Source organism: Aminobacter aminovorans (assembly GCF_900445235.1).
Classification (GTDB): Bacteria; Pseudomonadota; Alphaproteobacteria; order Rhizobiales; family Rhizobiaceae; genus Aminobacter; species Aminobacter aminovorans.
Map to the genome: position 1 here is coordinate 4971496 of NZ_UFSM01000001.1, position 24463 is coordinate 4995958.

Consider the following 24463-nt stretch of genomic DNA (forward strand, 5'->3'; position numbering starts at 1 on the left):
ACTGAACCCGCCCTCACTTCGAGGGGCCTCGCCTGATGGGCGCCTATATCCTCCGCCGCGTCTTGCTGATGATCCCGACCCTGTTCGGCATCATGGCGATCTCGTTCGCCGTCATCCAGTTCGCGCCCGGTGGCCCGGTGGAGCAGGTCATCGCCAAGCTGACCGGCCAGGGCGGTGACGCTGCAGACAGGCTGTCGGGCAGCAGCGGCGATCTCGGCGGCAACAACAATTTCGACCCGGCGGGCGGCGAAGGCTCTTCCAAATACCGCGGCGCGCAAGGCCTCGACCCGGAGTTCATTGCCAAGCTCGAAAAGCAGTTCGGCTTCGACAAGCCGCCGCTCGAGCGCTTTTTCATGATGCTGTGGAACTACATCCGCTTCGACTTCGGCGAGAGCTACTTTCGCGATGTCTCGGTGCTAGACCTGATTCTTGAAAAGATGCCCGTGTCGATCTCGCTCGGCATCTGGATCACACTGCTGTCCTACATGATCTCGATCCCGCTCGGCATCCGCAAGGCCGTGAAGGACGGCTCCAGCTTCGACATCTGGACCAGCGGCATCATCATCATCGGCTACGCAATTCCGGCGTTCCTGTTCGCCATCCTTTTGATGGTGGTGTTCGCCGGCGGTTCGTTCTTCGACTGGTTCCCGCTGCGCGGCCTGACCTCGGAAAATTTCGACCAGCTCTCGCTCGGCGGCAAGGTGCTCGACTATCTCTGGCACCTGGCGCTGCCGCTGACTGCACTGGTGCTGTCGGCCTTCGCCACCACCACGCTTCTCACCAAGAACTCGTTCCTGGACGAGATCCGCAAGCAGTACGTCGTCACTGCCCGCGCCAAGGGCCTGTCCGAGCACCGCGTGCTCTACGGCCATGTCTTCCGCAATGCCATGCTGATCGTCGTCGCCGGCTTCCCCGGCGCGTTCATCTCGGCCTTCTTCACCGGCTCGCTGCTGATCGAGAACATCTTCTCGCTCGACGGGCTAGGCCTGCTGGGCTTCCGCTCGGTGCTCGACCGCGACTACCCTGTCGTGTTCGCCAATCTCTACATCTTTTCGCTGTTGGGCCTGTTCGTCAGCCTGATCTCCGATCTGATCTACACCTGGATAGACCCTCGCATCGATTTCGAACGGAGGGATGTCTGATGTCGGCCGTCGACACCGTATCCGTGCCGGTCAAGCGACCCTGGCTCTCGCCGATCAACAAGCGGCGCTGGCTGAGCTTCAAGGCAAACCGCCGCGGCTACTGGTCGCTGTGGATCTTCCTCGTGCTGTTCGTGCTGTCGCTGTTTTCCGAACTTATCGCCAACGACAGGCCGCTTCTGATCCGCTTCAAGGGCGAGTTCTACTCGCCGATCGTCAGCGACTATGCCGAGGAGACGTTCCTCGGCGACGAGGGTTTCCTGCCGGTTACGGACTACCGCATCTCGGTGGTGCAGGAGGCGATCGCGGCCAATGGCTGGGCGATCTGGCCGCCGGTCCGCTATTCCTACCGCACCACCAATAATGAGATTCCCGAAGCGGCACCCGCCAAGCCATCCTGGATGTATGCCAAGGACGTGCGATGCCAGCGCTATCCGCTTGGCGTCGACGATCCCAACTGCACGATCGGCAACTGGAACTGGCTCGGCACCGACGATCAGGCCCGCGACGTGCTGGCCCGGGTCATCTACGGCTTCCGCATCTCGGTGCTGTTCGGCTTGATCCTGACGGCCGGCTCGGCGCTGATCGGCGTGACTGCCGGCGCGATGCAAGGCTATTTCGGCGGCTGGACCGACCTTCTGTTCCAGCGCTTCATCGAAATCTGGTCGGCGATCCCGGTGCTCTATCTGCTGCTGATCGTCGCCGCCATCCTGCCACCGGGCTTCTTCATCCTGCTCGGGCTGATGCTGCTGTTTTCCTGGGTCGCTCTCGTCGGCGTGGTGCGAGCAGAGTTCCTGCGCGCCCGCAACTTCGAATACGTCAATGCCGCCCGCGCGCTCGGTGTGCCCAACCGCACCATCATCTACCGCCACCTCTTGCCCAACGCCATGGTGGCGACGCTGACCTTCCTGCCGTTCATCCTCAACAGTTCGATCTCGACGCTGACGTCGCTCGACTTCCTCGGCTTCGGCCTGCCGCCCGGTTCGGCCTCGCTCGGCGAACTGCTCAAGCAGGGCCAGCGCAACCTCAACGCGCCGTGGCTCGGGCTCTCCGGCTTCGTCGTCATCTCGGTGATGCTGTCGCTGCTGATCTTCATCGGTGAGGCGACCCGCGACGCCTTCGACCCAAGGAAGACGTTCAAGTGAGCGAGACCCCTCTCCTTTCGGTCCAGGACCTGTCGGTCGCCTTTAGCCAGGGCGGCAAAACGACGATAGCCGTCGACCACATCTCCTTCGACATCGCCAAGGGCGAGACGGTAGCGCTGGTCGGCGAATCGGGTTCCGGCAAGTCCGTATCGGCCTTGTCGGTGCTCAAGCTCCTGCCCTATCCGCCGGCAAGCCACCCCTCGGGCAAGATGATGTTCGGCGGCCAGGACCTGCTCTCCCTGAACGAGAACGCATTGCGCAAGGTGCGCGGCAACAAGATCACCATGATCTTCCAGGAGCCGATGACCTCGCTCAACCCGCTGCACACGATCGAGCAGCAGGTCGTCGAAGTGCTGTCGCTGCACCAGGGCATGGGCGAGCGGCAGGCCAAGGCGCGCACGCTCGAACTGCTCGAAGAGGTTGGCATCCGCGACCCCCAGAAGCGCCTCGACGCCTATCCGCACCAGCTTTCCGGCGGCCAGCGCCAGCGCGTGATGATCGCCATGGCGCTGGCCAACGAGCCGGAGCTTCTGATTGCCGACGAGCCGACGACCGCGCTCGACGTGACGGTCCAGGCGCAGATCCTGGAGTTGCTTGCCAAGCTCAAGGCCCGCAAGGGCATGTCGATGCTGTTCATCACCCACGACCTCGGCATCGTCCGGCGCATCGCCGACCGGGTTTGCGTGATGACAAACGGCCAGATCGTCGAGACCGGGCCGACCAAGGAAATCTTCGACAATCCGCAGCACAGCTACACGCGCCACCTCCTGGCCGCCGAGCCAAAGGGCAAGCCGCCGGTGGTGGATTCGTCGGCGAAGACCGTGATGCAGGGCTCGGACGTCAAGGTCTGGTTCCCGATCAAGCAGGGTTTCTTCCGCAAGACTGTCGATCACGTGAAGGCGGTCGACGGCATCGATGTATCGGTGCGTGCCGGCCAGACGGTCGGCGTCGTCGGCGAATCGGGCTCCGGCAAGACGACGCTCGGGCTGGCGCTGACCCGCATGATCTCGTCGCAAGGCCGGATCGACTTCGACGGCCGCGAGATCGACAAGTTCAGCTTCAGCGCCATGCGCCCGCTACGCCGCGAGATGCAGATCGTGTTCCAGGACCCGTTCGGCTCGCTCAGCCCGCGCATGTCGGTCGCCGACATCATCGAAGAAGGGCTCAAGATCCACGAGCCCCAGTTGAAGGTGGCCGAACGCGACCAGAAGGTCGTCGAAGTGCTGCGCGAGGTCGGTCTCGACCCCGAAACGCGCTTCCGCTATCCGCACGAGTTTTCCGGAGGCCAGCGCCAGCGCATCGCCATTGCGCGCGCCATGGTGCTCAAGCCACGCTTCGTCATGCTCGACGAACCGACCTCGGCGCTCGACATGAGCGTGCAGGCCCAGGTCGTCGACCTGTTGCGCAACCTGCAGGCCAGGCACGATCTTGCCTATCTGTTCATCAGCCACGATCTCAAGGTGGTGCGGGCGCTGGCCAACGAGGTCATCGTCATGCGCAATGGCAAGGTGGTGGAGGCTGGGCCGTCCGAACAGATTTTCGAGCGCCCGCAAACCGACTACACTCGGGCGCTTATATCGGCGGCATTCCGGATCGAGACGGCGCCGACCGGAGTGGTCAGCGAATAGCAGGCGCAAGGGAAGAGCATGTCGACCAAGGCCAAGGGCAAGATCCTTCTTTCGATCACCGGGTTCAACCCGCAGCGCTGGTACGAGCTGCTGTCGGCTGATCGCGAGGTGGTGCTCGAACCCAATGGCGCAGCCGACCCTTCGATCGACTACGCTGTGGTGTGGAAGCAGAAGCCGGGCACGCTGGCCAAGCTGCCAAATCTCAAGGCGATCTTCTCGATCGGCGCCGGCGTCGACCATGTCTTTGCCGATCCCGGCCTGCCCGACGTTCCGATCGTACGCGTCGTCGCCGACAATCTCAGCCAGCATATGAGCGAGTATGTGCTGTGGCGGGTGCTCGACCATCATCGCCAAGGTCAGCTCTACCGCGCCCAGCAGACCAAGAAGGCCTGGCACGAGCCGCCGCAGCGGCCGGCCGAGGACATTTCCGTCGGCATCATGGGCATGGGCAATCTCGGCCGCGCCGCGGCCGACCTGCTCAAGGCGGTCGGCTTCCGCATCAACGGTTGGAGCCGCCGGCCGCAGGAGCTTGCGGGCGTCACCACCTTCAGCGGCGATGCCGGGCTGGTGCCTTTCCTCAACGCCACCGACATCCTCGTCGTGCTGCTGCCGCTGACGGAGACGACCAAGGGCATCATCAATTACGGCCTGCTCAAGGAACTGCGCCGGCGCAACGGCCTCGGCGGGGCCGTGCTGATCAATGCCGGGCGCGGCAAGCTGCAGCGCGACGCCGACATTTTGCGCGCGCTCGACGACGGCACGCTGAAGGAAGCGAGCCTCGACGTCTTCGAGGTCGAGCCGCTGCCCAAGACCAGCCCGCTGTGGAACCACCCCAAGGTGTTCGTCACCCCGCACGCGGCAGCGACCTCCGACCCCGCGCACCTGGTGGCCCCTATGCTCAGCCAGATGGACGCCTTCGAACGCGGCGCGCCGCTGGAGAATATCGTCGACCGCAATGCGGGATATTGAGAGACATTCTAGAGACTGCTCCCGCCATGCGGGGTTGGTGACGCGCGGCGGCGCTCGTCAGGCAAATCTACAACGCCCCGTTTCTTCGCTCCCCTCTGGCCTGCCCGGCCATCTCCCCCCACAAGGAGGGAGATTGGTCTCGCCCACGGCCGCGCCTATCCCGCGAGGCTGCAGAAACAAGCCTTGCGGCTTTCGGGATCAGCCGGGCCACTGATGAAGGCGTGATCTCGCCGGTTGTGTGGGAGATGGCCGGCATGCCAGAGGGGGGCGGGAAGGATCACCGCGCGCCCGAATTGCCCCCAAATAGAGGCGGCGAGAAAAGACAATGAGCGTGGGGAATTTCCCCGCCTCGTGGTGCTCGATATCGCTTGAAGCAACGCGCTAAGGCCGCCGGAAGCTTGTCGGCCCACCATAGAGGTAACCGATGCGGTCAATGGCCTGGCGCAGGCCTTCGTGGGCAACGGTCATGGTATGGCCGTTGGCGTGGATCATGTTCTCGGCATCGGTCATGATCGCGACATGGCCTTTCCAGAAAACGAGGTCGCCACGCCTGAGCCGCGAAAAATCGGCGCCGGCATCGACCGGGGTGCCGAGCGAGGCTTCCTGCATGTCGGAGTCGCGCAGGACGTTGCGGCCGGTCATGCGCATCGACAGCTGGACGAGGCCCGAACAATCGATGCCGAAGGCACTGAAGCCGCCCCAGAGATAGGGCGTATCGTTCAGCCTTTCAGCAACGGCGACGAAATCGTCCGATGTGGTGCCGAGCGGCGCCAGGTGCTGCAGTACCAACGCCTCGCCCGATGGCAGGAGCCCGTAGCGGGTGCCGCGCGTTTCGGCAAAGCCGGTGACCGTGACCTGCGAGCCGATGGACAGCTGGCCGCTGCGCGGGAACTTCATGTCAGGGCCAGGATAGATGAAAGTGCGCGAGGCAGCGACGACATGGGTCGGTTCCGTGCCACGCGGTGCCAGGTCGCCCGACGAGACATAACCGACATAGCCGTCGCGCTCGGCCTGGAGCCAGGCAAAACCTTCTGTTTCGTCGAAGACAACGACCTCGTCGCCGTAAAGCAGCTGGGTGTTGAGGGCGGCATCAGGGCGCGGCGCCTTGCGGACGTCGGCGACCGCTGCGGAAATGCGCGCCGGACGACCGGCGACGAAGCGCTCGGCCGTAACCTCGCCTTGCAGGCGAGCGTCGGCAAGATCGGGACGGAAGGCGTGAAGGCGGCTGTCGCGGGCGGTCAAATCGGAAGCTCCATGGCTTTGGCAATGATAGCATCGCCCAATCGCTCGACATAGAGCGCGCCTTCAACGGTGCGCCGGATGAGCACGTTGCGCTTGTCGCTCTCGTCGCGGTGGCGCGACACGAGTTTGAGCGCGCCCATGGTGTCGAGCGCTCGTGTGATGACGGGCTTGCTGACGCCGAGGCGAGCGGCAAGCCCGCGCACCGTATGCGGCGGCGGGTCGAGATAAATGGTGAGCAGGATCGCCATCTGCCGCAAGGTCAGATCTGGCGCGTCGTCGCGCACCTCGGAGAGGGAAAACTGCTGCAGCAGTCTCAGCGATTGGCTCGGACGCAATGCGATCGGCATGACGCCAGCATCCACTATATTTGTTTCGGTTCCGTTTCATTCAAAAGGGAATTTTGCGGCACGGGTAAGGCAGGACGCAGCATTGGGCGCGCCACCCACCCATCCGCCTGCCGCGCCGTCTCCCCGTAAACGGGGAGACGGGAAGCGGCCGTTACCCGAACCGGGAAGAAATGACCTTTTCCAGCGCGCGGATGGCTTGCGCCTCGCCGCCGGTCGGACCATGCGGACGATCGCTCGGGTTCCAGGCGAAGATATCGAAATGCGCCCAGCCTGATGTCTTTTCAACGAAGCGCTTGAGGAACAGGGCGGCGGTGATCGAGCCGGCGAAACCGTCCGTCGTGACATTGTTCATGTCGGCGATCTTCGACGACAGTTTCGAATCATAGGGTTTCCACAATGGCATGCGCCAGATTGGATCCTCTGCTGCCAGCGACGCAGCAGCAAGGTCTGCGGCGAGCGTCTCGTCGTCGGTGTAGAAAGGCGGCAGGTCGGGGCCGAGCGCCACGCGCGCCGCACCGGTCAGCGTTGCCATGTCGATCAGCAGTTCCGGCTGTTCGTCGTCGGCAAGCGCCAGTGCATCGGCCAGCACCAGCCGGCCCTCGGCGTCGGTATTGCCGATCTCGACTGATATGCCCTTGCGGCTCTGCAACACGTCGCCGGGGCGGAAGGCATTGGCCGAGATCGAGTTCTCGACCGCCGGGATCAGCACGCGCAGCCTGACGTTGAGCCTCGCCGCCATGATCATCGAAGCCAGACCGAGAACGTTGGCCGCACCGCCCATGTCCTTCTTCATCAACAGCATGCTCGATGCCGGCTTGATGTCGAGGCCGCCGGTGTCAAAGCAGACGCCCTTGCCGACGAGCGTGACCTTTGGCGCATCTTGGGAACCCCAGTTCAGGTCGATCAGGCGCGGCGCATCGTCCGAGGCGCGGCCGACGGCATGGATCATGGGAAAATTGTGCTTGAGCAGGTCGTCGCCAAGCGTGACCCTGACCTCGGCGCCATGGATGCCGGCCAGCTTCCTTGCTGCAGCCTCGAGCGACGACGGCCCCATGTCGTTGGTCGGCGTGTTGACGAGGTCGCGGACGAGGAACACTGCATCGACGCTGCGGTTCAGCCTTGCGGCATCGACGCCCACGGGCACCTCGAGGCCGAGCGCCCTGCCCGGCTTCTTGCCGTAGCGGGTGAAAGCATAGCTGCCGAGCACAACGCCCAGGGTCGCCAGTTCGGCCTGCGCCGGGGCACCCTGGAAATGCCAGTTGCCCTCCGGCAGGTTGCGCGCGAGAGCGCCGAAGGCAAGCCCGCTGTCACCGTTGCCGATGCCGAACAATGCGCCTGCAAGCCTGCCGTTCGTGCCGGGGATTGCCAGCACCTTGCCGGCCTCGCCGGCGAAGCCGTTGGCATGGGCCCAGGCCAGGACATCTGTAGCAAGCCCGGCATTTTCGAGACCGCCCTTGGCAACGAGGTGGATCGGCAGTGCGTCGGAGGGCTTTTGCTCGAACAGTTCGACCGGCATTTCGGCTTCCTTCAGTCTCGGATGGCTATGCCTTCAGGCGTTCTTAACCATCCGTTAGGGTTAACAGAATATTTCTCCAAAGCGGGGAAATGGCCTGTGAACGGCCACGCGAACGAATGGAGACCCGTCGCCGATGTTGACCAATCGCTCGATGAACGCAACGGGAAAACGCCTCGCCAGAATGGCTTTGCTGACGCTGCTGATGGCGAGTGTCGCCGGCTGCGGCGCCTCCAGGATGACCACCGGCTCGATCGGACGCGGCAAATCGGTCGACACCATGTCGACCGGCGCGATCGGCGGCTCCGTCGACCAGATTGGCCGGGTCTATGCCAGCGATCCCAACAACAAGCCGGTAGCGCTGCAATATGCCTCCGCACTGCAGATAAAGGGTCAGACCGACCAGTCGCTGGCTGTGATGCGCAAGCTCGCGATCGGCTACCCAAAGGACCGCGACGTGCTCGCGGCCTATGGCAAGGCACTCGCCGCCTCGGGACAATTCCAGCCGGCGCTTGACGCCGTGCGCCGTGCGCAGACGCCCGAATATCCCGACTGGAAGCTGGTGTCGGCGGAGGCTGCGATCCTCGACCAGCTCGGCCAGACCCAGGACGCACGCGGCCTGTATCGCAAGGCGCTCGACCTCAAGCCGAACGAACCGTCGGTGCTGTCCAATCTCGGAATGTCCTATGTGCTCGAAGGCGACCTGAAATCGGCCGAGACCTATCTCCGCTCGGCCGCTTCGCAACCCGGCGCCGATAGCCGCGTGCGCCAGAATCTCGCGCTCGCCGTCGGACTCCAGGGCCGCTTCGACGAAGCCGAGAAGATTGCGAGTCAGGAGCTCTCGCCCGAGCAGGCACAGGCCAATGTCAGCTATCTCAGGAGCATGCTGGCCCAGCAGAACGCGTGGAACCAGATCAAGGCCGACGACAAGTCGAAGAAGAACTGACGAACCCGTCTGCCTGAAATGAAAAAGCCGCGTCACGACGCGGCTTTTTTTATGCTTCGTGAAGGATGCCGCGCTTACTCGCTGCTCGACTGTTGCTTGTCGCCCATAATGCCGCGCTCGCTGATCTGCATGCCGGCGGGGCCGAGGATGACGGCAAAAAGAACCGGCAGGAAGAACAGGATCATCGGCACGGTGAGCTTGGGTGGCAGGGCAGCCGCCTTCTTTTCGGCAGCGTTCATGCGCATGTCACGGCTTTCGGCTGCCAGCACGCGCAACGCATGTGCGACGGGCGTGCCATAACGTTCAGCCTGGATCAGCGCCTGGGTAACCGACTTGACCGATTCGAGACCGGTGCGGCCGGCCAGGTTTTCATAGGCCTGGCGGCGCTCGGTCAGATAAGACAACTCGGCATTGGTGAGCACGAACTCCTCGGCCAGATCGACCGACTGTGCGCCGATCTCGTCGGCAACCTTTCGCAGGGCCGCTTCGACCGACATGCCCGACTCGACGCAGATCAGCATCAGGTCGAGCGCATCGGGCCAGGCTGCCTGGATCGATTGCTTGCGCTTGGTGGCGCGATTGGTGACGTAAAGCACAGGCGCGTAAAAACCGGCATATGCCAATGCAATGCAGACAAAGATCTTCATCACAAACGGCTTGTCGGCAAACACGCCTAGCACGAAGACATAGAAGATGCCCAGCACCAGGCCGGCGAACGGCAAGACCAGGCGAAAGAACAGGAAGCGTGTCAGCGGGTTCTGGCCGCGAAAACCGGCGACCTTCAGCTTGTTGAGCGTAGCTTCGTCGACAAGTGCGCGGCGCAGATCGAGCCGCTCGACGATGTTGCGCATGCCGATGGACTGCTGTTCGCGCAGACCTTTGTGGCGACGGTCGGCTTCCGCGGCAAGGCGCATGCGCTGCTTGGCGCGCAACTCGTCGCGTTCCAGAGCCACGGCCTTCATGCGACCCTTGAGCGGATTGCCGCTCAACGAGGGCATGACGGTGAAAACGGTGGCGAACACCGCGATTGCAACGAGCAACGCGATGAGGAACGAGGGATCGGTAAGCGTCTTGACAACCTGGTCCGTCATCGGCCTAGACCTCGAAGTTCATCATCTTGCGCATCACGAAAATGCCGATCGCCATCCAAACACCTGAGATGCCGAGGATGAGGTGGCCAGTGCTGGTGACAAACAGCGGCATGATGTAATTGGGACTGGAGAAGAAGACGAGCACGGCGACGACGACCGGCAGCGAGCCGATGATCGCAGCCGAGGCCTTGGCTTCCATCGACAGGGCCTGGATCTTGGCTTTCATCTTCTTGCGGTCGCGCAGCACCCGCGACAGGTTTCCCAACGCTTCGGAGAGGTTGCCGCCTGCCTGGCTCTGGATCTGGATGACGATGCCGAAGAAGCCGGCCTCGGGGCACGGCATGGTTTCGGTCATTCGCAAAGCGGCGTCCGGAATTGAAACTCCGACCTGCTGAGCTTCGACGAGGCGACGGAATTCACCACGAACGGGTTCGGGCGATTCCGAGGCGATGAGGCGGATGCCATCATTGAGCGGAAGACCTGATTTCACGGCCCGCACGATGATGTCGAGCGCATTGGGGAATTCTTCCAGGAACTGCTTGACGCGGCGGCCGCGCCGGAAGGCGACGAACCATCTGGGCAAGCCGATACCGCCGGCAAGCAGCGCACCGGGCAACAGGATCAGAGGCGCACCCGCCAGATAGATCAGAAGCGTGACGACGACACCGCATATCGCCGAATAGACGTAGAAGCGCTCGATCGTGACCAACATCCCGGCCTGGCGAATCTGGACACGCAGCGGCGGCTTCTTGATGTTGCGGTCCTTTGCCTTCTGCTTTTCCTCGAGCTCTTTGAGCGTGTCCTGCACCGACTTGCGCCGCTTGGCGACTTCGGCGACCCGGTCGCGGGAAGCCTTGACCACCGACTTGTCCGACTCCGTCTGCCTGACCAAGGCCATGCGACGATCCGTATTGGCCTGGGTCTCGATGCGATTGAACAGAAAGGCATAAGCGACCGCGCCGGCGCTGAGACCGGCGAGAGCAATGAAGATCAGCATCATGGGGTCGAGGCCGAACATGGCGCGTCAGATCCTCATCTCGAGCATGTCAGTCCGCCGCCTTTTCCATGGCCTCGAGGGCCGTCGCAAGGCGGGCTTCCTCGCCATAGTAGCGAGCACGGTCCCAGAAATGCGGCCGGCCGATGCCGGTGGAGACGTGGCTGCCGATCAGCCTGCCGTTCTGGTCCTCGCCCTTGATGTTGTAGAGCACAAGGTCCTGGGTGATGATCACATCGCCTTCCATGCCGATCACCTCGGTGATGTGGGTGATGCGGCGCGAACCGTCGCGCAGGCGGGCGGCCTGGATGATGATGTCGACCGAGCCGACGACGATCTCGCGCACGGTCTTCTGCGGCAGCGAATAGCCGCCCATGGCAATCATCGCCTCGATACGGTTCAGGCATTCGCGCGGGCTGTTGGAGTGGATCGTGCCCATCGAACCGTCATGGCCGGTATTCATCGCCTGCAGCAGATCAAACACCTCCGGTCCGCGCACTTCGCCGACGATGATGCGCTCCGGACGCATGCGGAGGCAGTTTTTGACGAGGTCGCGCATCGTCACTTCGCCCTCGCCTTCCAGGTTGGGCGGACGCGTTTCGAGACGGACGACATGCGGCTGCTGCAGTTGCAGTTCCGCCGAGTCCTCGCAGGTGATGACGCGTTCGTCGCGGTCGATATAGTTGGTCAGGCAGTTGAGCAGCGTCGTCTTGCCGGAGCCGGTACCGCCAGAAATGATGATGTTGCAGCGGACGCGACCGATGATCTTGAGCACTTCGGCGCCGTGCTGCGAAATCGCACCGAACTTGACGAGCTGATCGAGCGTCAGCTTGTCCTTCTTGAACTTGCGGATGGTGAGGGCGGCGCCATCGATCGACAGCGGCGGCGCAATGACGTTGACGCGGGAGCCATCGGGCAGGCGCGCATCGCAGATCGGCGAGGATTCATCGACGCGGCGACCGACCTGGCTGACGATGCGCTGGCAGATGTTGAGCAGTTGCTGGTTGTCTCTGAAGCGGATGGAGGTCTGCTCGACCTTGCCATTGACCTCAATGTAGACGTTCTTGGCGCCGTTGACCATGATGTCGGCGATTTCGTCGCGCGCCAGCAGCGGTTCGAGCGGGCCATAGCCAAGCACGTCGTTGCAGATGTCCTCGAGCAGCTCTTCCTGCTCGGAAATCGACATCGCGAAGTTCTTGATCGCGATGATGTCGTTGACGATGTCGCGAATTTCCTCGCGGGCACTGTCGGAATCGAGCTTGGCAAGCTGTGACAGATCGATGGTGTCGATCAGCGCCGAAAACACCTGGCTCTTGGTGTCGTAGTAGCTCTCGCTGCGCTCGCGCTGTGCCTTGCGAGGCTCGGGCGCAAAAGAGGGCGTCGGCTCGAAGTTGCGCCGCGATGCGGCTGCCGGCGCGGCCGTCGCCGGGCGCGGGGCAACCAGCGTATCGCCGGCTTGTGGCGCCGCGGGGGGCGTCGTCGTTGCGAGCGGACGGAAGCCCGGCGTGGGGCGATTACCGTCGTCGTTGCCTCTCCTGCCAAACATGATCGACTAACACCTCCGCCGCAATGGCATTACTTCTTGCGAGCCTTCAGCCGATTGAGAATTCCACCAAGCGCAGACGCCTTCTTGGCCTTGGCCTCTGACCTTCCGGTCAGCACATGAGCGATCTCGTTGATCGTCTGGACGATCGCATTCTTGGCATCCATCTCGCCCAGCATGCGTCCATTGTTGGCCGCATTGCCGAACAGCAGCGGATCGAACGGGATGACCGCCAACGGCGTGATGCCGAGTGGCTCCGTGAAATCCTTGGCGGATATTTCCGGCCGTTTCGGCACGCCTGCCTGGTTGAGGATCAGCCTGGGCGGTGGATCGTTGGGCCGCAGCCGCTTCAACATGTCGACCATGTTCTTGGTGTTGCGCAGATTGGCCAGCTCCGGCGTCGCCGTGATGACCACCTCGTCGGCGCGGAGCAGCGTGTTCTTGCTCCAGCCGCTCCAGATATGGGGCACGTCGAGCACGAGCATCGGCGAGCTGCGCTGGGCCGTGTCGATGATCGAGGTGAAGGCCTCGGCGTCGAAATCATAGACGCGCTCAAGCGTAGACGGTGCGGCAAGCAGTGACAGATGCTCGGCGCACTGCGCGAGCAAGCGATCGAGATAGACCTCGTCGACACGTTCGGGCGCAAACACCGCTTCAGCGATACCTTGGGCGGGATCCTGGTCGAAATTGATGTTGGCTGTGCCGAAGGCCAGATCGAGGTCGGCCACAACGACCTCGGACTTGAACAGGCTCGACATCGCCCAGGCGATATTGTGGGCGATGGTGGACGAGCCAACGCCGCCCTTGGCGCCGACGAAGGCGATCGAGCGCCCGATCGGTTCGGCATCGGGGTCGACGAAGATCGAGGAGATGACACTGACGACATCCGCCGTGGAAACCGGCGCCACGACATATTCCGAAATGCCCGAGCGGATCAGCTCGCGATAGAGTGCTACGTCGTTGTAGTGGCCGATGACCACGACCTTGGAGCTGGGGTCGCAGTATTCCGACAGCCGGTGCAGCGCCTCAAGCAGGCTCTTGGGTTCGCTGCGCGATTCCAGGATGATGAGGTTCGGCGTCGGCGCACCACTATAGACTTCGATGGCAGTTTCGATGCCACCCATATGGACCTGAAGATGGGCCTTGGCCATCCGACGGTCCTCGCCGGCGCGGCCAATCGGCCCGGCGACGCTGTCTGTCTCGCAGAATGCCTGGATCGAGATACGCGGCACCGGCCGCAATGTCTGCATGACATCGAGGTCATGCTGCGACAGCTCGGCACCCTCGGGCGGGGAATCGTAGGCGAGATTGCTCATGTCAGACTGCCCCTAGCCATATCAATAGAACGTTTCCGGATCCCAAGCGGCCGGCGGCTTTCGATACTGATCAATCACAACGTTGCGATTCTCGGCATCAATCTCGCTCTGCTTGCGCGGCCCGAGCAGGTCCGCCGGGTTGGCAATCTGCGCAGCGAGATTGTTCTGATAGGAACAACCGAAATTGGCGTGGAGCTTGTTTTCGGTGGTGTCGGCGATGTCCGCTGGCCATCTTCCACAGCGTCCCGTCTGTGCCCGCATCGCCGGATAGACGACGCGGATCGGCGAAGACGCCTCTGGGTATTCGGTCTGATAGCTGGTGACGGCGATCCGGTTCCTGGGAACGCCCGCCTTCATCGCGATGTTCATCAATCCGCGCGCCGCATGCGACGCGGCGACGTCGTTGGCTCCACCTGATGGCGTCATGATCGTCAGTGTGGGCGCTGCCTGACGATCATAATTCTGCAGATATCCTTCAAAGGTGACCTTCTGGCCCCTGGTGATGCCGCGATCGCCAGCACCGACCGGGATGTCGATCGTCTGGTTCTTCTCGGCGATGACGATCGGATGATTGGTGCGATAGTCATCCGGGATCGAGCCGACGACGACGCTGTCGCGATTGGCGCAGCCGGCCAGCAACGCCACCGTCGCAACTGCAAGGAGTGAACAAAACGAGCGCGCTTTGGCCGATCTGTCGCGACCGGCGGTGCGTGTGAAGATTGCCTGAGACATGCCCCTATCCCCACTCATTTGTAGATGAAGCCGACGACGCCGTGGTAGCGGCCCATGGGCTTGTCGGTTTTCATGGTGCCGTAGACCCGGTTAACGCGGCCGAGGAACATGCCGGCACCATCGCTGGCGGCGTTGAAATTGTCGTCGGGCTTGGCGAGTTCGTTACGCGGGGTCGGGCGAGCAAGATATGGCGTCACGATGATGACCAGCTCGGTCTCGTTGCGTATGAAGTCGCGGCTGCGGAACAAGGTACCGAGGATCGGCACTTTTGACAGACCGGGCACGCCGCCCATCACCTGCTTGACGTCGTCGCGAACAAGTCCGGCAATCATCATCGACCCGCCCGAAGGAAGTTCAACGGTCGTGTCGGCGAGACGCTTGCGCAGGGACGGCAACATTGGGCCTCCGCCAGCGAGACCCGGCGATTCGTTGGTTGGTTCGGATACAGCCGTACGAATCTTTAGACTGATACGTCCTGCGGAAAGGACGACTGGCTTGAAATCAAGACTGATGCCGTATTCGACGCGCTCGTAACGGAGGCCGCCCGGGTCGGTTACGTCGCCCTCGTTGTTGCGCTTCTCGCCTTGAACTTCCTGCAGCATGTTGAATTCGCCGCCGACGCGAAAAGTCGCCTGCTCGCCCGAGACCGCTGTCAATGTCGGCTCCGCCAGCGTCTTCATCACGCCGGCCTGTTCCATCGCGTTGATCGAGGCACCGAGCCCATCTTTTGACAGACTGAAGGTGCCCTCTCCGCCCATTGCCAAAGGTGCGCCAAGGCCACCTGGTATGGCGGATCCTACGCCCCATCTTATGCCGTCGCTCACCCCACCACCCAGCATGTTGACGCCAAGCTGCTTCATTATGTTGCGGCTGACTTCGGCGACGGTAACCTTCAGCATGACCTGATCGTCGCCGACGATCTGGAGCAGGTTGACGATCTTGCTCTTCTGGCGTGTCTGGTCGGGGTTGTTGATGTCGACGCCGCCGTTTTCGGACCCACCGGTGGCGGTCTGCGAATACTGGCCGGTCGTGGCCTCACCGCCAGTAACGAAGATAGTCGCCAGGTCGACGGCGCGCTTGGCATCGAGGGGCGTATCGACGGTGCCGGTCAGCACGACGTTGTCGTTCAGCAACTCGACCTTGATGTCGGCGCCGGGAATGAAGCGCTTGATGTAGTCCTCGAGGCCGGCGACGTCGCGCTCGACGGCGAGATCGAGGCTGACGATCTGCTCGCCATTGGGACCGAAGACGAAGATATTGGTTTCACCCACAGCCTTGCCGAACAGATAGATGCGGCGGGCCGTACGGGTGACGGCGTCCGCAACGGTCGGATTGGCGACAAGGATGTCATAGGCGTCGTTCGGCAGATCGATGACCACCGACTTGTTGAGCCCCAGTTTGACGCGCTGGCTGGTGACGTTGTTCGAGCCGACCTTGGCCTGGGCCGCCGATGCCGACGAGAAATCGGTAGCGATAGCACCTGCGGCAAAAATGCCAAGTGCAGCGGTGGCAGTCGCCAGGAATCTGATGCAGGATCTCATTTCCTTGCTCCCGATTCAGAAATCTCGCCGGATTTGATGAGCCGCACGGTGCCGCGCTTGCCGGAACCCGAAACCAGGTAGTCGGCCTCGGCAAGGTTCTTCTGCTGTGTGTCGGCAACCGAGCGCAGCGCCAGCGTCAACCGGTCAGCCATCTGCTGCGCCACCGTGATGATTTCGGCCTGTTGCGGGGTAAGCTCCAGCGTCGCCGTCTCGCCGACCTTGACCTTCTTGCCCTCTTCGTCCTCCTGGATGGCCTGATCGATGGCCAGCACACGGATGTTGCTGAGGATGGTCTCGGTTGTGAAGCCACCGCCGGACTTCGATGCGTCGGCGCGGCGTGTCATGATGACGTCGACATAATCGTTGGGCAGAATGAAGCCGCCAGCCGACGTGTCGGCGGAAATCGTCGTGGCAACCGCGCGCATGCCGGACGGCAGCACGGCCGACATGAAGCTCTGGCCTTCGCCGATCAGCTTGGACTTGCGCAGCGGTTCGCCGCTGTACATGGCAAGGCGCGCCACCGAGGCCTTGAACTTCTCAAGCGCCTCGGGCTCGGCATTCCGGGTAATGAAGTTGGGATTGACGCCGTCGCTCGGCCAGGGCTGCCAACCGATGTTGTTTTCGACAGTGGCGCCCATGGGCACGTCGCCAGTCAGAACCAGCACATCGGTGAGCGCTATCTGCGGCTGCTGCGGGCCGGATTCAACGATGACCTCCGGCGGCGGCGGGGCCGCCATGTTTTTGGCGACAAAACCGGCGCCGCCTGCGGCAGCGACCGCCACGCCCAATATCATCAGTCGCGATGCAGCCATTTGTCCGAAACCTCGCCCTGGCACCCCATCAAGCCAAGCCGGACTTTGCATAGGCAATCGTCAACTTATGGTTAATGCAATCCTTACGAGCGTGATTAATTGTTTCTTACGCAGGGTGGGGCCGCAGCTATTGCGCGGCCAAACGGTCCACCGCCCAGACCACCAATGGTGACGAGGGATAGGCCAAGAGGCCACCCAAACCGAGCGCGATGCCATAGGGTACGCCCTTGGCATCTTCGGAAAAGTTCTTGAGAAGCATGTTGCGGCCAACGACATGCGACAGCGGCGAACTGCGGAACACAAGGATCGCAAGCGTCAACACGCCACCAAGGATCGTCGCCGTGAGAAGGTACTCCATCAGCGGCATGCCAAAGCCCATCCAGACGCCGGTGGCAGCAATGAGCTTGGCATCGCCGCCACCCATGCCACCCAGAGCAAACAGTCCAAAAGTGACAGTCAGCAACAAGGCGCCGGCGGCTATATGCATGCCCATGTCAGACCACGCCATCCCTGTCAGCGGCGCAACGACAACAAACACAGCGAGCAGCAACAACGGCACGCGATTGGCAATCGTCATCGACAACATGTCCGAGATGGCCGCGAACATCATGCAGAAAGGAAAAACGACAAAAATCAACGCTTCCAGCATGGTTTTCCATCCGTCATCCAGAGCCTGAGCGACACTAGGACCGTGGCGTTAAAGCCAGGTGAAGCATCAGCGCCTGAAAAAGCAAAAAAGGCTGCTCGTGCGAGCAGCCTTTTCGCAGACCTTACCGGCAAGGCGCCGAAAGGCATTAAGCCCATATCACGGGGCAGGCGTCAGCGCCGTCGCCACTGCCGAGAAGCGGCTGCTGAGCTGCGTGCCGACGCTGGTAGCAGCGGTGATGATGGCAAGCGCGATCAGGGTGGCGATCAGACCGTATTCGATAGCGGTCGCGCCGGATTCGTCCTTAACAAAACGTGCGATGAGGTTAGACATTGTAAGCTCCTTGCTCCGTGTTACAGCACTTCCGCCAACATTTCTTTGTCGTCGATCGGATGATTGCAACCTAGCGGGGAGCTCTTTCGATCGACTTAAGAAATAGCCTTACCGAATCCTTTCCCTGCGACTTGGCTCCCTTTGGTTAATCCCAACCTAAGCAGAACCTGACAATTGTCGGAAATGCAGCCGTCTCAGGGCTACGACGTTTTGCAGCCGCAATATGGATATTTTCGAACGCGCCGACAGAAAGGAGCGTTCGTCCTATGGTTGTCCCTACCCTGCGCTTAACCGTTGGTTCACCAAAGTCGTTCATCTTCCATTGAACAGTGGACCGACACCGACAGCCGCCGAGGGGGCGCCGATCATGGCTAAGCCGAACCTTTATTTCCTGGGAACCTGCATCTGGCTGGCATCGTTCGCCGCTGCGACGCATGCATATGCCGGCGCGGGCATAGAGGTGACGATGAACCAGGCCAAGATCGTGCGGCTTTCTCGCGCCGCCGACACCATCGTTGTCGGCAACTCGGCCATCGCCGACGCGGCGATTCAGGACGCCTCGACCATCGTGCTCACCGGCAAGGGCTTTGGCGTCACCAACCTTGTCGTACTCGATGCCGATGGCAGCCCGATCGTCGACGAGCAGGTGACCGTCATCCGCCACGACGCCTCGTCCGTCCGGATCTACCGGCGCTCGGAGGTGCAGACGCTCTCATGCACGCCCTATTGCGAGAGTTCCTATAAGAGCGATGCCGAGCGGATGTCCGAGAGCGAAATGAACGCCAGCCAATGAGTTGGCCCCTCAGCCGCGGCGGCATGGTTAGCGACCGGCAAATCGGGTCTGCGCAATTTTCCGGATCATTCAAACCGGACTTCAACAGCTTTCCTCTATAGGTCGACGCGAACCACAGAAGCGGTCGGGACATGAGTGCAGAAAGCAATGACATGAACGGACCCAGGCCAGGCTTCCTTGCCCGGTTCATGTGGAACCAGAGCGGCAGTACGGCGATCGAGTTCGCCGTACTGGCGATTCCATTCTCCTTGCTGGTGTTTGCCATTCTGGAAAGCTGCATTGCCTTCGCCGGCCAGCAGGTATTGGCCAACGCCGCTGACGAAGTCGCCCGGCAGTTGCGTACAGGTCAGGTCAAGGCCGCCGGTTTCACGGAAGAAACGTTGAAGGACAAGATTTGCGCCAAGATGGAAATCTTGGTGTCTAAGGACTGCAAGGACCAGCTTCTCGTCGATCTGCGCAGCTATCCGACCTTTGCCGACGCGGCGAAGGTCAAGCTGAAATTGACCGGTGACCGGGATATCGACACGACAGGCTTCGCCGTGACGCCAGGTCCATCAATGTCCAAGAACATGTTGCAGGTCATCTACAAGTGGCCAGTCATCACGGACTTCATGCGCGCGTCGATGTCGAACCTCAAGGGCGGCAAGACTTTGCAATATGCGACCGTCACCTGGCAGAACGAGCCATTTAACGACTGAGTGGACTGATCGGCTTTCAACAGCCGGGGTTGGGAAAAGGGGCAGCATGTCTTTCTGCGCGGGAGCACGATCCATGCTGGGGCGTTGGCGGTCTTGCGCACACGCTCTGGTCGGCGACAGGCGTGGCGTTGCCGCCATCGAATTCGCCATCATCGCGCCGTTGCTGTTGTCACTCTATTTCGTGACCATGGAGGTTTCGCAAGGGATCGAGACCAACAAGAAGGTCAGCCGTGTCGGCTCGATGGTCGCCGATCTCATCACCCAGCAGCAGACCATCACCAAAAGCGAAATCGATGCGATCATGAAGATCGGCGAAGCAATCCTGCAGCCTTACAATCGCAGCGTTGGCAAGATCGTGATCACGCAGATCGAGGTCACCGATGAAGCGACACCCAAGGTAAGGGTTGTGTGGTCGCGCAAACTCGTGAACGGCACGGCCTCGGTGGATGCGCCAAAAGACGCTCCTACGACTGTTCCAACGGCGCTCAAGGTCAAAGGCACGTTCCTGATCCGCGTCCAAAGCGACCTTGACTACAAGCCCGTCATCGTTTGGGCGGCCACGAGCAAGCCTACCCTCGGCCTGGCAGCGGCTTTCGACGGCATCGCTATGTCCGAGACCTATTATCTGCGCCCGCGCATGAGCGCGTCGATCCCCTGTTCCGACTGCTGAGCGGCTTCGATCCAGCAAGCTAGCCTGTCAGCTGCCGTCCGGCGGGATAATTGCCATTGCCGGCAACTGATCTTATGTCTGGCGGACTGGCAACCGAGAGCCCTTATCAGATGGCGCGTGCATTCCTGTTCGTCCTCGATTCCTTTGGCATTGGCGGCGCGGCCGACGCCGCGCGCTTCGGCGACGTCGGTTCGGACACCTTTGGACATATTGCGCGCGCCTGCGCCGACGGCCGTGGCGATCGCGAAGGCCTGCGCAGCGGCCCGCTCTTGGTGCCCAACATGACATCACTCGGGCTCGGTTTGGCGGCCAAGCGGGCGACCGGCTTCGAGTTTGCAAGCAACGCGCCGCTCCGCACAGGCGCCTTTCATGGCGCTGCCCAGGAGATCTCGAGCGGCAAGGACACGCCATCAGGCCATTGGGAAATCGCCGCCCTGCCCGTTACCTTCGACTGGGGCTATTTTCCGCAGACCATTCCGACATTCCCTGCCTCGCTGACCGAAGCGATCATCAGGGAAGGCAAGATCCCGGGCATTCTGGGCGACTGCCATGCCGGCGGCGTCGAAATCATCGAACGCTTCGGCGAGGAGCATGTCAGGACAGGCAAGCCGATCTGCTACACATCAGTGGATTCGGTGCTGCAGATAGCAGCACACGAAACCCATTTCGGGCTGGAGCGGCTCTACCAACTGTGCCAGCTCGTCCGCCGCCTCGTCGACCCGCTGAAGATCGGCAGGGTCATCGCCCGTCCGTTCCTGGGCGAGAGCAAGGAGACGTTCCAGCGCACGCCCAACCGCCGTGACTATGCCACCCCGCCGCCGGCAGCCACGCTGCTCGACCGGCTTACCGCGCGCGGCAGCAAAGTCATCGGCATCGGCAAGATCGGCGATATCTTTGCCCATCGCGGCATCAGCGAAATCCGCAAGGGTGTCGGCAACATGGCGATGTTCGACAAGGCACTTGGCGCCATGGACGATGCCCAGGACGGCGACCTGGTGTTCGCCAATTTCGTCGACTTCGACACCGAATTCGGTCATCGCCGCGACGTGCCGGGTTATGCCGCTGCACTCGAAGCCTTCGACAGGCGCCTGCCCGAGGCCTTCGCGCGGCTGAAGCCGGACGACCTGCTCATCCTCACCGCCGACCACGGCAACGATCCGACCTGGCCCGGCACCGACCACACGCGTGAGTGCATCCCGGTGATTGGCATAGCCGAGGGCCGTTCCGGCGGCGATATCGGGTTGAGGCCGACCTTTGCCGACATCGGCGAAACGGTGGCCGAACATCTCAGCCTGGCGCCCGGCCGCCACGGCAACTCCTTCCTGGAGACGATCGCCAGCCATGCCTGAATTGCCCGAAGTCGAGACAGTGCGGCGCGGACTGCAGCCGGTGCTGGAAGGCGCGCGCATCGAGCGCGTCGAGACCCGCCGCCCCAATCTGCGTTACCCCTTCCCCGACAAGTTCGGCGAGCGCCTCGCTGGCCGGAAGATCACCTCGCTCGGCCGCCGCGCCAAATATCTCATCGCCGATGTCGAGGATGCTCCGCTGCTGATCTGCCATCTCGGCATGTCCGGCTCGTTCCGCGTCGAAACCGACGAGGACGAAGCTACACCGGGTAATTTCCATCACGAACGCTCGAAGTCGGAGACGCACGATCACGTCGTCTTCCACGTCGCGGATCCGAAAGGTGTTCCCGCACGCGTCGTCTTCAACGACCCCAGGCGGTTCGGCTTCATGCTGTTTGCCGAGCGCAACGGCACCGAGCATCCGATGCTGCAGGGACTTGGCGTCGAGCCGACGGGCAACACGCTCGACGGTAGCCTCCTCGCCCAGCTGTTCGAGGGCAAGAAGACCCCGCTCAAGGCCGCCCTGCTCGACCAGCGGCTGATCGCTGGGCTGGGCAACATCTATGTCTCCGAGGCGCTGTGGCGCGCCGGACTTTCGCCGACGCGGGCCGCCGGGACGATTGCCGGCAACGGCAAGGTGGCGAAGGAGCGAGCGACGCTTCTGGCAATTTCGGTGCGGGAGGTGATCGCCGACGCCATCGCCGCCGGCGGTTCCTCGCTGCGCGACTACGTCCACACCGACGGCTCGCTCGGCTACTTCCAGCACTCCTTCTCCGTCTATGACCGCGCGGGCGAACCTTGCGCGCACAGCGGCTGTGCGGGCCATATCGAGCGCATCGTGCAGAGCGGGCGCTCAACCTTCTATTGCCGCCAGTGCCAGCGCTGAGATAGAGCAACGTCTCATCGTTGACGCAGCGAGAGAGGGAGAGCCGCAAGATGGCCTATGAAACGATCATCGTGGAAACACGCGGCAAGGTTGGGCTGATCACGCTCAACCGTCCAAAGGCGCTCAATGCGCTCAATTCTCTTGTGCTGGCCGAGCTGCTTGCCGCCACCGGTACCTTCGAAGCCGACCAGGGCATCGGCGCCATCGTCATCACCGGCTCGGACAAGGCCTTCGCGGCTGGCGCCGACATCAAGGAGATGCAGGGCAAGACCTATGTCGACGCCTATATGGAGGACTTCTTCTCCGGTTGGGAGACTTTTGCGGCCAACCGCAAGCCTATGATCGCGGCGGTCGCCGGCTACGCGCTGGGCGGCGGCTGCGAACTCGCCATGATGTGCGACTTCATCATCGCCGCCGACTCGGCCAAGTTCGGCCAGCCTGAGATCACGCTGGGCGTCATGCCCGGCATGGGCGGCTCGCAGCGCCTGACACGCTTCGTCGGCAAGTCGAAGGCGATGGACATGTGCCTGACCGGCCGGATGATGGATGCCGCCGAAGCCGAGCGCTCCGGTCTCGTCTCGCGAGTCGTGCCTGCGGCCGACCTGATGGAAGAGGCGATGAAGGCAGCGGCAAAGATCGCGGACTTCTCGCTCCCGGCGGTGATGATGTGCAAGGAAGCGGTCAATCGTTCTTATGAAGTAACGCTGGCGGAAGGGCTGCGCTTCGAGCGCCGCGTGTTCCATTCGATGTTTTCGCTCGACGACCAGAAGGAAGGCATGGCGGCCTTTGCTGAGAAAAGGACTGCGAATTTCCGCAACCGCTGACCTGAATCGCGTTGACGTTGGCACCAAGCTGAACTATAAGCCGCACCAACTGAGGCGCCCCCCAGGGACGCCCGATTTATTTTTGCGTTCTGCGGGTACCCGCGAGCGCCCACCTAGAGATCAAAGAGAGGCACCATGGCCAATACCTCCTCGGCCAAGAAGGCAACGCGTAAGATCGCCCGCCGCGCAGCGGTCAACAAGAACCGCCGCTCGCGCGTACGGACTTATGTCCGCCAGGTCGAAGAGGCACTGGCCTCGGGCGACAAGGCAAAGGCAGAAGCCGCGTTCAACGCCGCCCAGCCGGAACTGATGCGCGCCGCCACCAAGGGCGTCCTGCACAAGAACACCGCCTCGCGCAAGGTTTCGCGTCTGGCACAGCGGCTCAAGGCGCTTTCCGCCTAAGCCCTGCAAGCAATTGGATTTCTGACCAACCCGGCCTAACCAGCCGGGTTTTTCTTTTGCCGGCATGGGGCCGAAAAACCCGTCTGAAGGGCCGTCCGAGCAGGGTCTCCAGGGGGTCGAAATTTTGCCGGCATATGCGGCTATTCTGATAACTACAACTGTCGGAAGCAGCTCTACAACCAGACTCAGCCTGGCAGAAATTACCCTTTAATTTCATAGACTTATGAACGGTCATCCACAGCTTGTTCAAGCTGCCCGCAGGGCTCGGGGGACAAGTTGGTGTCAAGCGGATTCTTTTAAAAATATTTCGGACCGCCTGCGCTTTTTTTCGATCCCCGGAAAAGGGTTTGAATCACAACGGCTTTGCCCCTTTGAGGGGTACCGACAAGCTTTGAATCCGGAGCCGAGGTAAGCAGATTCATTAAAAACGGGTTAGACTCGGCCTTGCCCTGTCCACAGCGATTTTTGTAAGGTCTTTTTATCGAAGGGACGGGCAGCAAGCCCTCTGCAAAGCCACAAAATCGGCGGCGTTCTCGGCGTGGATGGAATCCGCGTCCGGGGGAGGTATGTCCACTTCGAAGTATACTTGGGGCGTGTGGGGATACACGGCATGGTGACTTTGCATCGCACCGGCGATTTCGCCGGATGGCTACGCATTTGCCTGGTGCTGCCGCCCCCGCGGCACTGGCCTTCCGAAAGCGCTGCATGGCGCTAGAGGAAGGTGACTGGGGCTCCGCCGGAAACGGCAAGCATCCCGAATGAACATATACCGATGGAGACGCGAGCGGCGCGTCCCCACTCGGCAACGAGGACCGAAGGTTAGGGATTGCAAACAATGCAAAGCGGCATCGAAAGGGAAGCAAATGCGGGCTTTCTTTTTACCGGCGAACTGATCGAGGGCAATGAA

Annotated in this window: 24 protein-coding genes; 12 read left to right on the plus strand and 12 right to left on the minus strand. The window is 62.1% G+C overall.

Going from position 1 to position 24463, the window contains the following annotated elements; all coding sequences use genetic code 11:
* Positions 1 to 35 precede the first annotated feature (35 nt).
* Genes DY201_RS24540 through DY201_RS24555 form a run of 4 tightly spaced genes read left to right on the plus strand, consistent with a single transcriptional unit; the run spans position 36 to position 4881 of the window.
* A complete protein-coding gene (locus DY201_RS24540; protein WP_115733471.1) occupies positions 36 to 1142 on the plus strand; it encodes a microcin C ABC transporter permease YejB in 1107 nt (368 codons plus the stop codon).
* Entirely contained in the window at positions 1142 to 2284 is a 1143-nt protein-coding gene (locus tag DY201_RS24545; protein ID WP_115733472.1) for an ABC transporter permease, read from the plus strand. The genes DY201_RS24540 and DY201_RS24545 overlap by 1 nt, the downstream gene beginning before the upstream one ends.
* Complete coding sequence (locus tag DY201_RS24550; protein ID WP_115733473.1) at positions 2281 to 3912, plus strand: ABC transporter ATP-binding protein; 1632 nt, start codon at positions 2281 to 2283, stop codon at positions 3910 to 3912. The genes DY201_RS24545 and DY201_RS24550 overlap by 4 nt, the downstream gene beginning before the upstream one ends.
* Before the next feature lie 18 nt (positions 3913 to 3930).
* Positions 3931 to 4881, plus strand: a complete 951-nt coding sequence (locus DY201_RS24555; protein ID WP_115733474.1) for a 2-hydroxyacid dehydrogenase — start codon at positions 3931 to 3933, stop codon at positions 4879 to 4881.
* A gap of 381 nt (positions 4882 to 5262) precedes the next feature.
* Here the strand turns inward: DY201_RS24555 and DY201_RS24560 are convergent, their stop codons facing one another.
* The 3 genes from DY201_RS24560 to DY201_RS24570 all read right to left on the minus strand — a co-directional run bounded on the left by DY201_RS24560 (position 5263) and on the right by DY201_RS24570 (position 7986).
* The gene (locus tag DY201_RS24560) at positions 5263 to 6123 is read right to left on the minus strand and encodes a C40 family peptidase (RefSeq protein WP_115733475.1); all 861 of its coding nucleotides are present in this window, start codon (positions 6121 to 6123) and stop codon (positions 5263 to 5265) included.
* Positions 6120 to 6470 carry a MarR family winged helix-turn-helix transcriptional regulator gene (locus DY201_RS24565; protein WP_067967155.1) on the minus strand — a complete coding sequence of 117 codons (351 nt, stop codon included), beginning with the start codon at positions 6468 to 6470 and terminating at the stop codon, positions 6120 to 6122. The genes DY201_RS24560 and DY201_RS24565 overlap by 4 nt, the downstream gene beginning before the upstream one ends.
* Positions 6471 to 6621: 151 nt before the next feature.
* Positions 6622 to 7986: a leucyl aminopeptidase family protein gene (locus tag DY201_RS24570; protein ID WP_115733476.1), complete on the minus strand. Its 1365-nt coding sequence runs from the start codon at positions 7984 to 7986 to the stop codon at positions 6622 to 6624.
* A 133-nt stretch (positions 7987 to 8119) separates the two neighbouring features.
* On the opposite strand from DY201_RS24570, the gene DY201_RS24575 reads away from it, so the two are divergent.
* Positions 8120 to 8929 (plus strand): tetratricopeptide repeat protein, encoded by an 810-nt coding sequence (locus tag DY201_RS24575; protein WP_115733477.1) that lies wholly within the window; start codon positions 8120 to 8122, stop codon positions 8927 to 8929.
* A gap of 74 nt (positions 8930 to 9003) precedes the next feature.
* Here the strand turns inward: DY201_RS24575 and DY201_RS24580 are convergent, their stop codons facing one another.
* The 9 genes from DY201_RS24580 to DY201_RS24620 all read right to left on the minus strand — a co-directional run bounded on the left by DY201_RS24580 (position 9004) and on the right by DY201_RS24620 (position 17937).
* A complete protein-coding gene (locus DY201_RS24580; RefSeq protein WP_115733478.1) occupies positions 9004 to 10020 on the minus strand; it encodes a type II secretion system F family protein in 1017 nt (338 codons plus the stop codon).
* A gap of 4 nt (positions 10021 to 10024) precedes the next feature.
* A complete protein-coding gene (locus tag DY201_RS24585; RefSeq protein WP_115733479.1) occupies positions 10025 to 11038 on the minus strand; it encodes a type II secretion system F family protein in 1014 nt (337 codons plus the stop codon).
* Positions 11039 to 11066: 28 nt separating this feature from the next.
* Positions 11067 to 12560 (minus strand): TadA family conjugal transfer-associated ATPase, encoded by a 1494-nt coding sequence (locus DY201_RS24590; protein WP_115733480.1) that lies wholly within the window; start codon positions 12558 to 12560, stop codon positions 11067 to 11069.
* 29 nt (positions 12561 to 12589) lie between these two features.
* Positions 12590 to 13873: a CpaE/TadZ family protein gene (locus DY201_RS24595; RefSeq protein ID WP_115733481.1), complete on the minus strand. Its 1284-nt coding sequence runs from the start codon at positions 13871 to 13873 to the stop codon at positions 12590 to 12592.
* 21 nt (positions 13874 to 13894) lie between these two features.
* Entirely contained in the window at positions 13895 to 14605 is a 711-nt protein-coding gene (locus DY201_RS24600) for a CpaD family pilus assembly protein (protein ID WP_165916074.1), read from the minus strand.
* Between the two features lie 14 nt (positions 14606 to 14619).
* Complete coding sequence (locus DY201_RS24605; RefSeq protein WP_115733483.1) at positions 14620 to 16146, minus strand: type II and III secretion system protein family protein; 1527 nt, start codon at positions 16144 to 16146, stop codon at positions 14620 to 14622.
* Positions 16143 to 16958: a Flp pilus assembly protein CpaB gene (cpaB, locus tag DY201_RS24610; protein WP_115733484.1), complete on the minus strand. Its 816-nt coding sequence runs from the start codon at positions 16956 to 16958 to the stop codon at positions 16143 to 16145. The genes DY201_RS24605 and cpaB overlap by 4 nt, the downstream gene beginning before the upstream one ends.
* A gap of 127 nt (positions 16959 to 17085) precedes the next feature.
* The gene (locus DY201_RS24615) at positions 17086 to 17607 is read right to left on the minus strand and encodes an A24 family peptidase (protein WP_115733485.1); all 522 of its coding nucleotides are present in this window, start codon (positions 17605 to 17607) and stop codon (positions 17086 to 17088) included.
* A 156-nt stretch (positions 17608 to 17763) separates the two neighbouring features.
* A complete protein-coding gene (locus DY201_RS24620) occupies positions 17764 to 17937 on the minus strand; it encodes a Flp family type IVb pilin (protein WP_115733486.1) in 174 nt (57 codons plus the stop codon).
* A gap of 367 nt (positions 17938 to 18304) precedes the next feature.
* On the opposite strand from DY201_RS24620, the gene DY201_RS24625 reads away from it, so the two are divergent.
* The 7 genes from DY201_RS24625 (at position 18305) to rpsT (ending at position 23556) form a co-directional block, all read left to right on the plus strand.
* Positions 18305 to 18730: a pilus assembly protein N-terminal domain-containing protein gene (locus DY201_RS24625; protein ID WP_115733487.1), complete on the plus strand. Its 426-nt coding sequence runs from the start codon at positions 18305 to 18307 to the stop codon at positions 18728 to 18730.
* A gap of 188 nt (positions 18731 to 18918) precedes the next feature.
* The gene (locus DY201_RS24630) at positions 18919 to 19428 is read left to right on the plus strand and encodes a TadE/TadG family type IV pilus assembly protein (RefSeq protein WP_245432090.1); all 510 of its coding nucleotides are present in this window, start codon (positions 18919 to 18921) and stop codon (positions 19426 to 19428) included.
* Positions 19429 to 19501: 73 nt separating this feature from the next.
* Complete coding sequence (locus DY201_RS24635) at positions 19502 to 20098, plus strand: TadE/TadG family type IV pilus assembly protein (RefSeq protein ID WP_245432091.1); 597 nt, start codon at positions 19502 to 19504, stop codon at positions 20096 to 20098.
* A gap of 110 nt (positions 20099 to 20208) precedes the next feature.
* Entirely contained in the window at positions 20209 to 21447 is a 1239-nt protein-coding gene (locus DY201_RS24640; protein ID WP_115733985.1) for a phosphopentomutase, read from the plus strand.
* Positions 21440 to 22330 carry a bifunctional DNA-formamidopyrimidine glycosylase/DNA-(apurinic or apyrimidinic site) lyase gene (gene mutM / locus DY201_RS24645; protein WP_115733490.1) on the plus strand — a complete coding sequence of 297 codons (891 nt, stop codon included), beginning with the start codon at positions 21440 to 21442 and terminating at the stop codon, positions 22328 to 22330. The genes DY201_RS24640 and mutM overlap by 8 nt, the downstream gene beginning before the upstream one ends.
* A 50-nt stretch (positions 22331 to 22380) precedes the next feature.
* Positions 22381 to 23154, plus strand: a complete 774-nt coding sequence (locus DY201_RS24650; RefSeq protein WP_115733491.1) for an enoyl-CoA hydratase — start codon at positions 22381 to 22383, stop codon at positions 23152 to 23154.
* A 135-nt stretch (positions 23155 to 23289) separates the two neighbouring features.
* Positions 23290 to 23556, plus strand: a complete 267-nt coding sequence (rpsT, locus tag DY201_RS24655) for a 30S ribosomal protein S20 (protein ID WP_067965745.1) — start codon at positions 23290 to 23292, stop codon at positions 23554 to 23556.
* Positions 23557 to 24463: the final 907 nt, after the last annotated feature.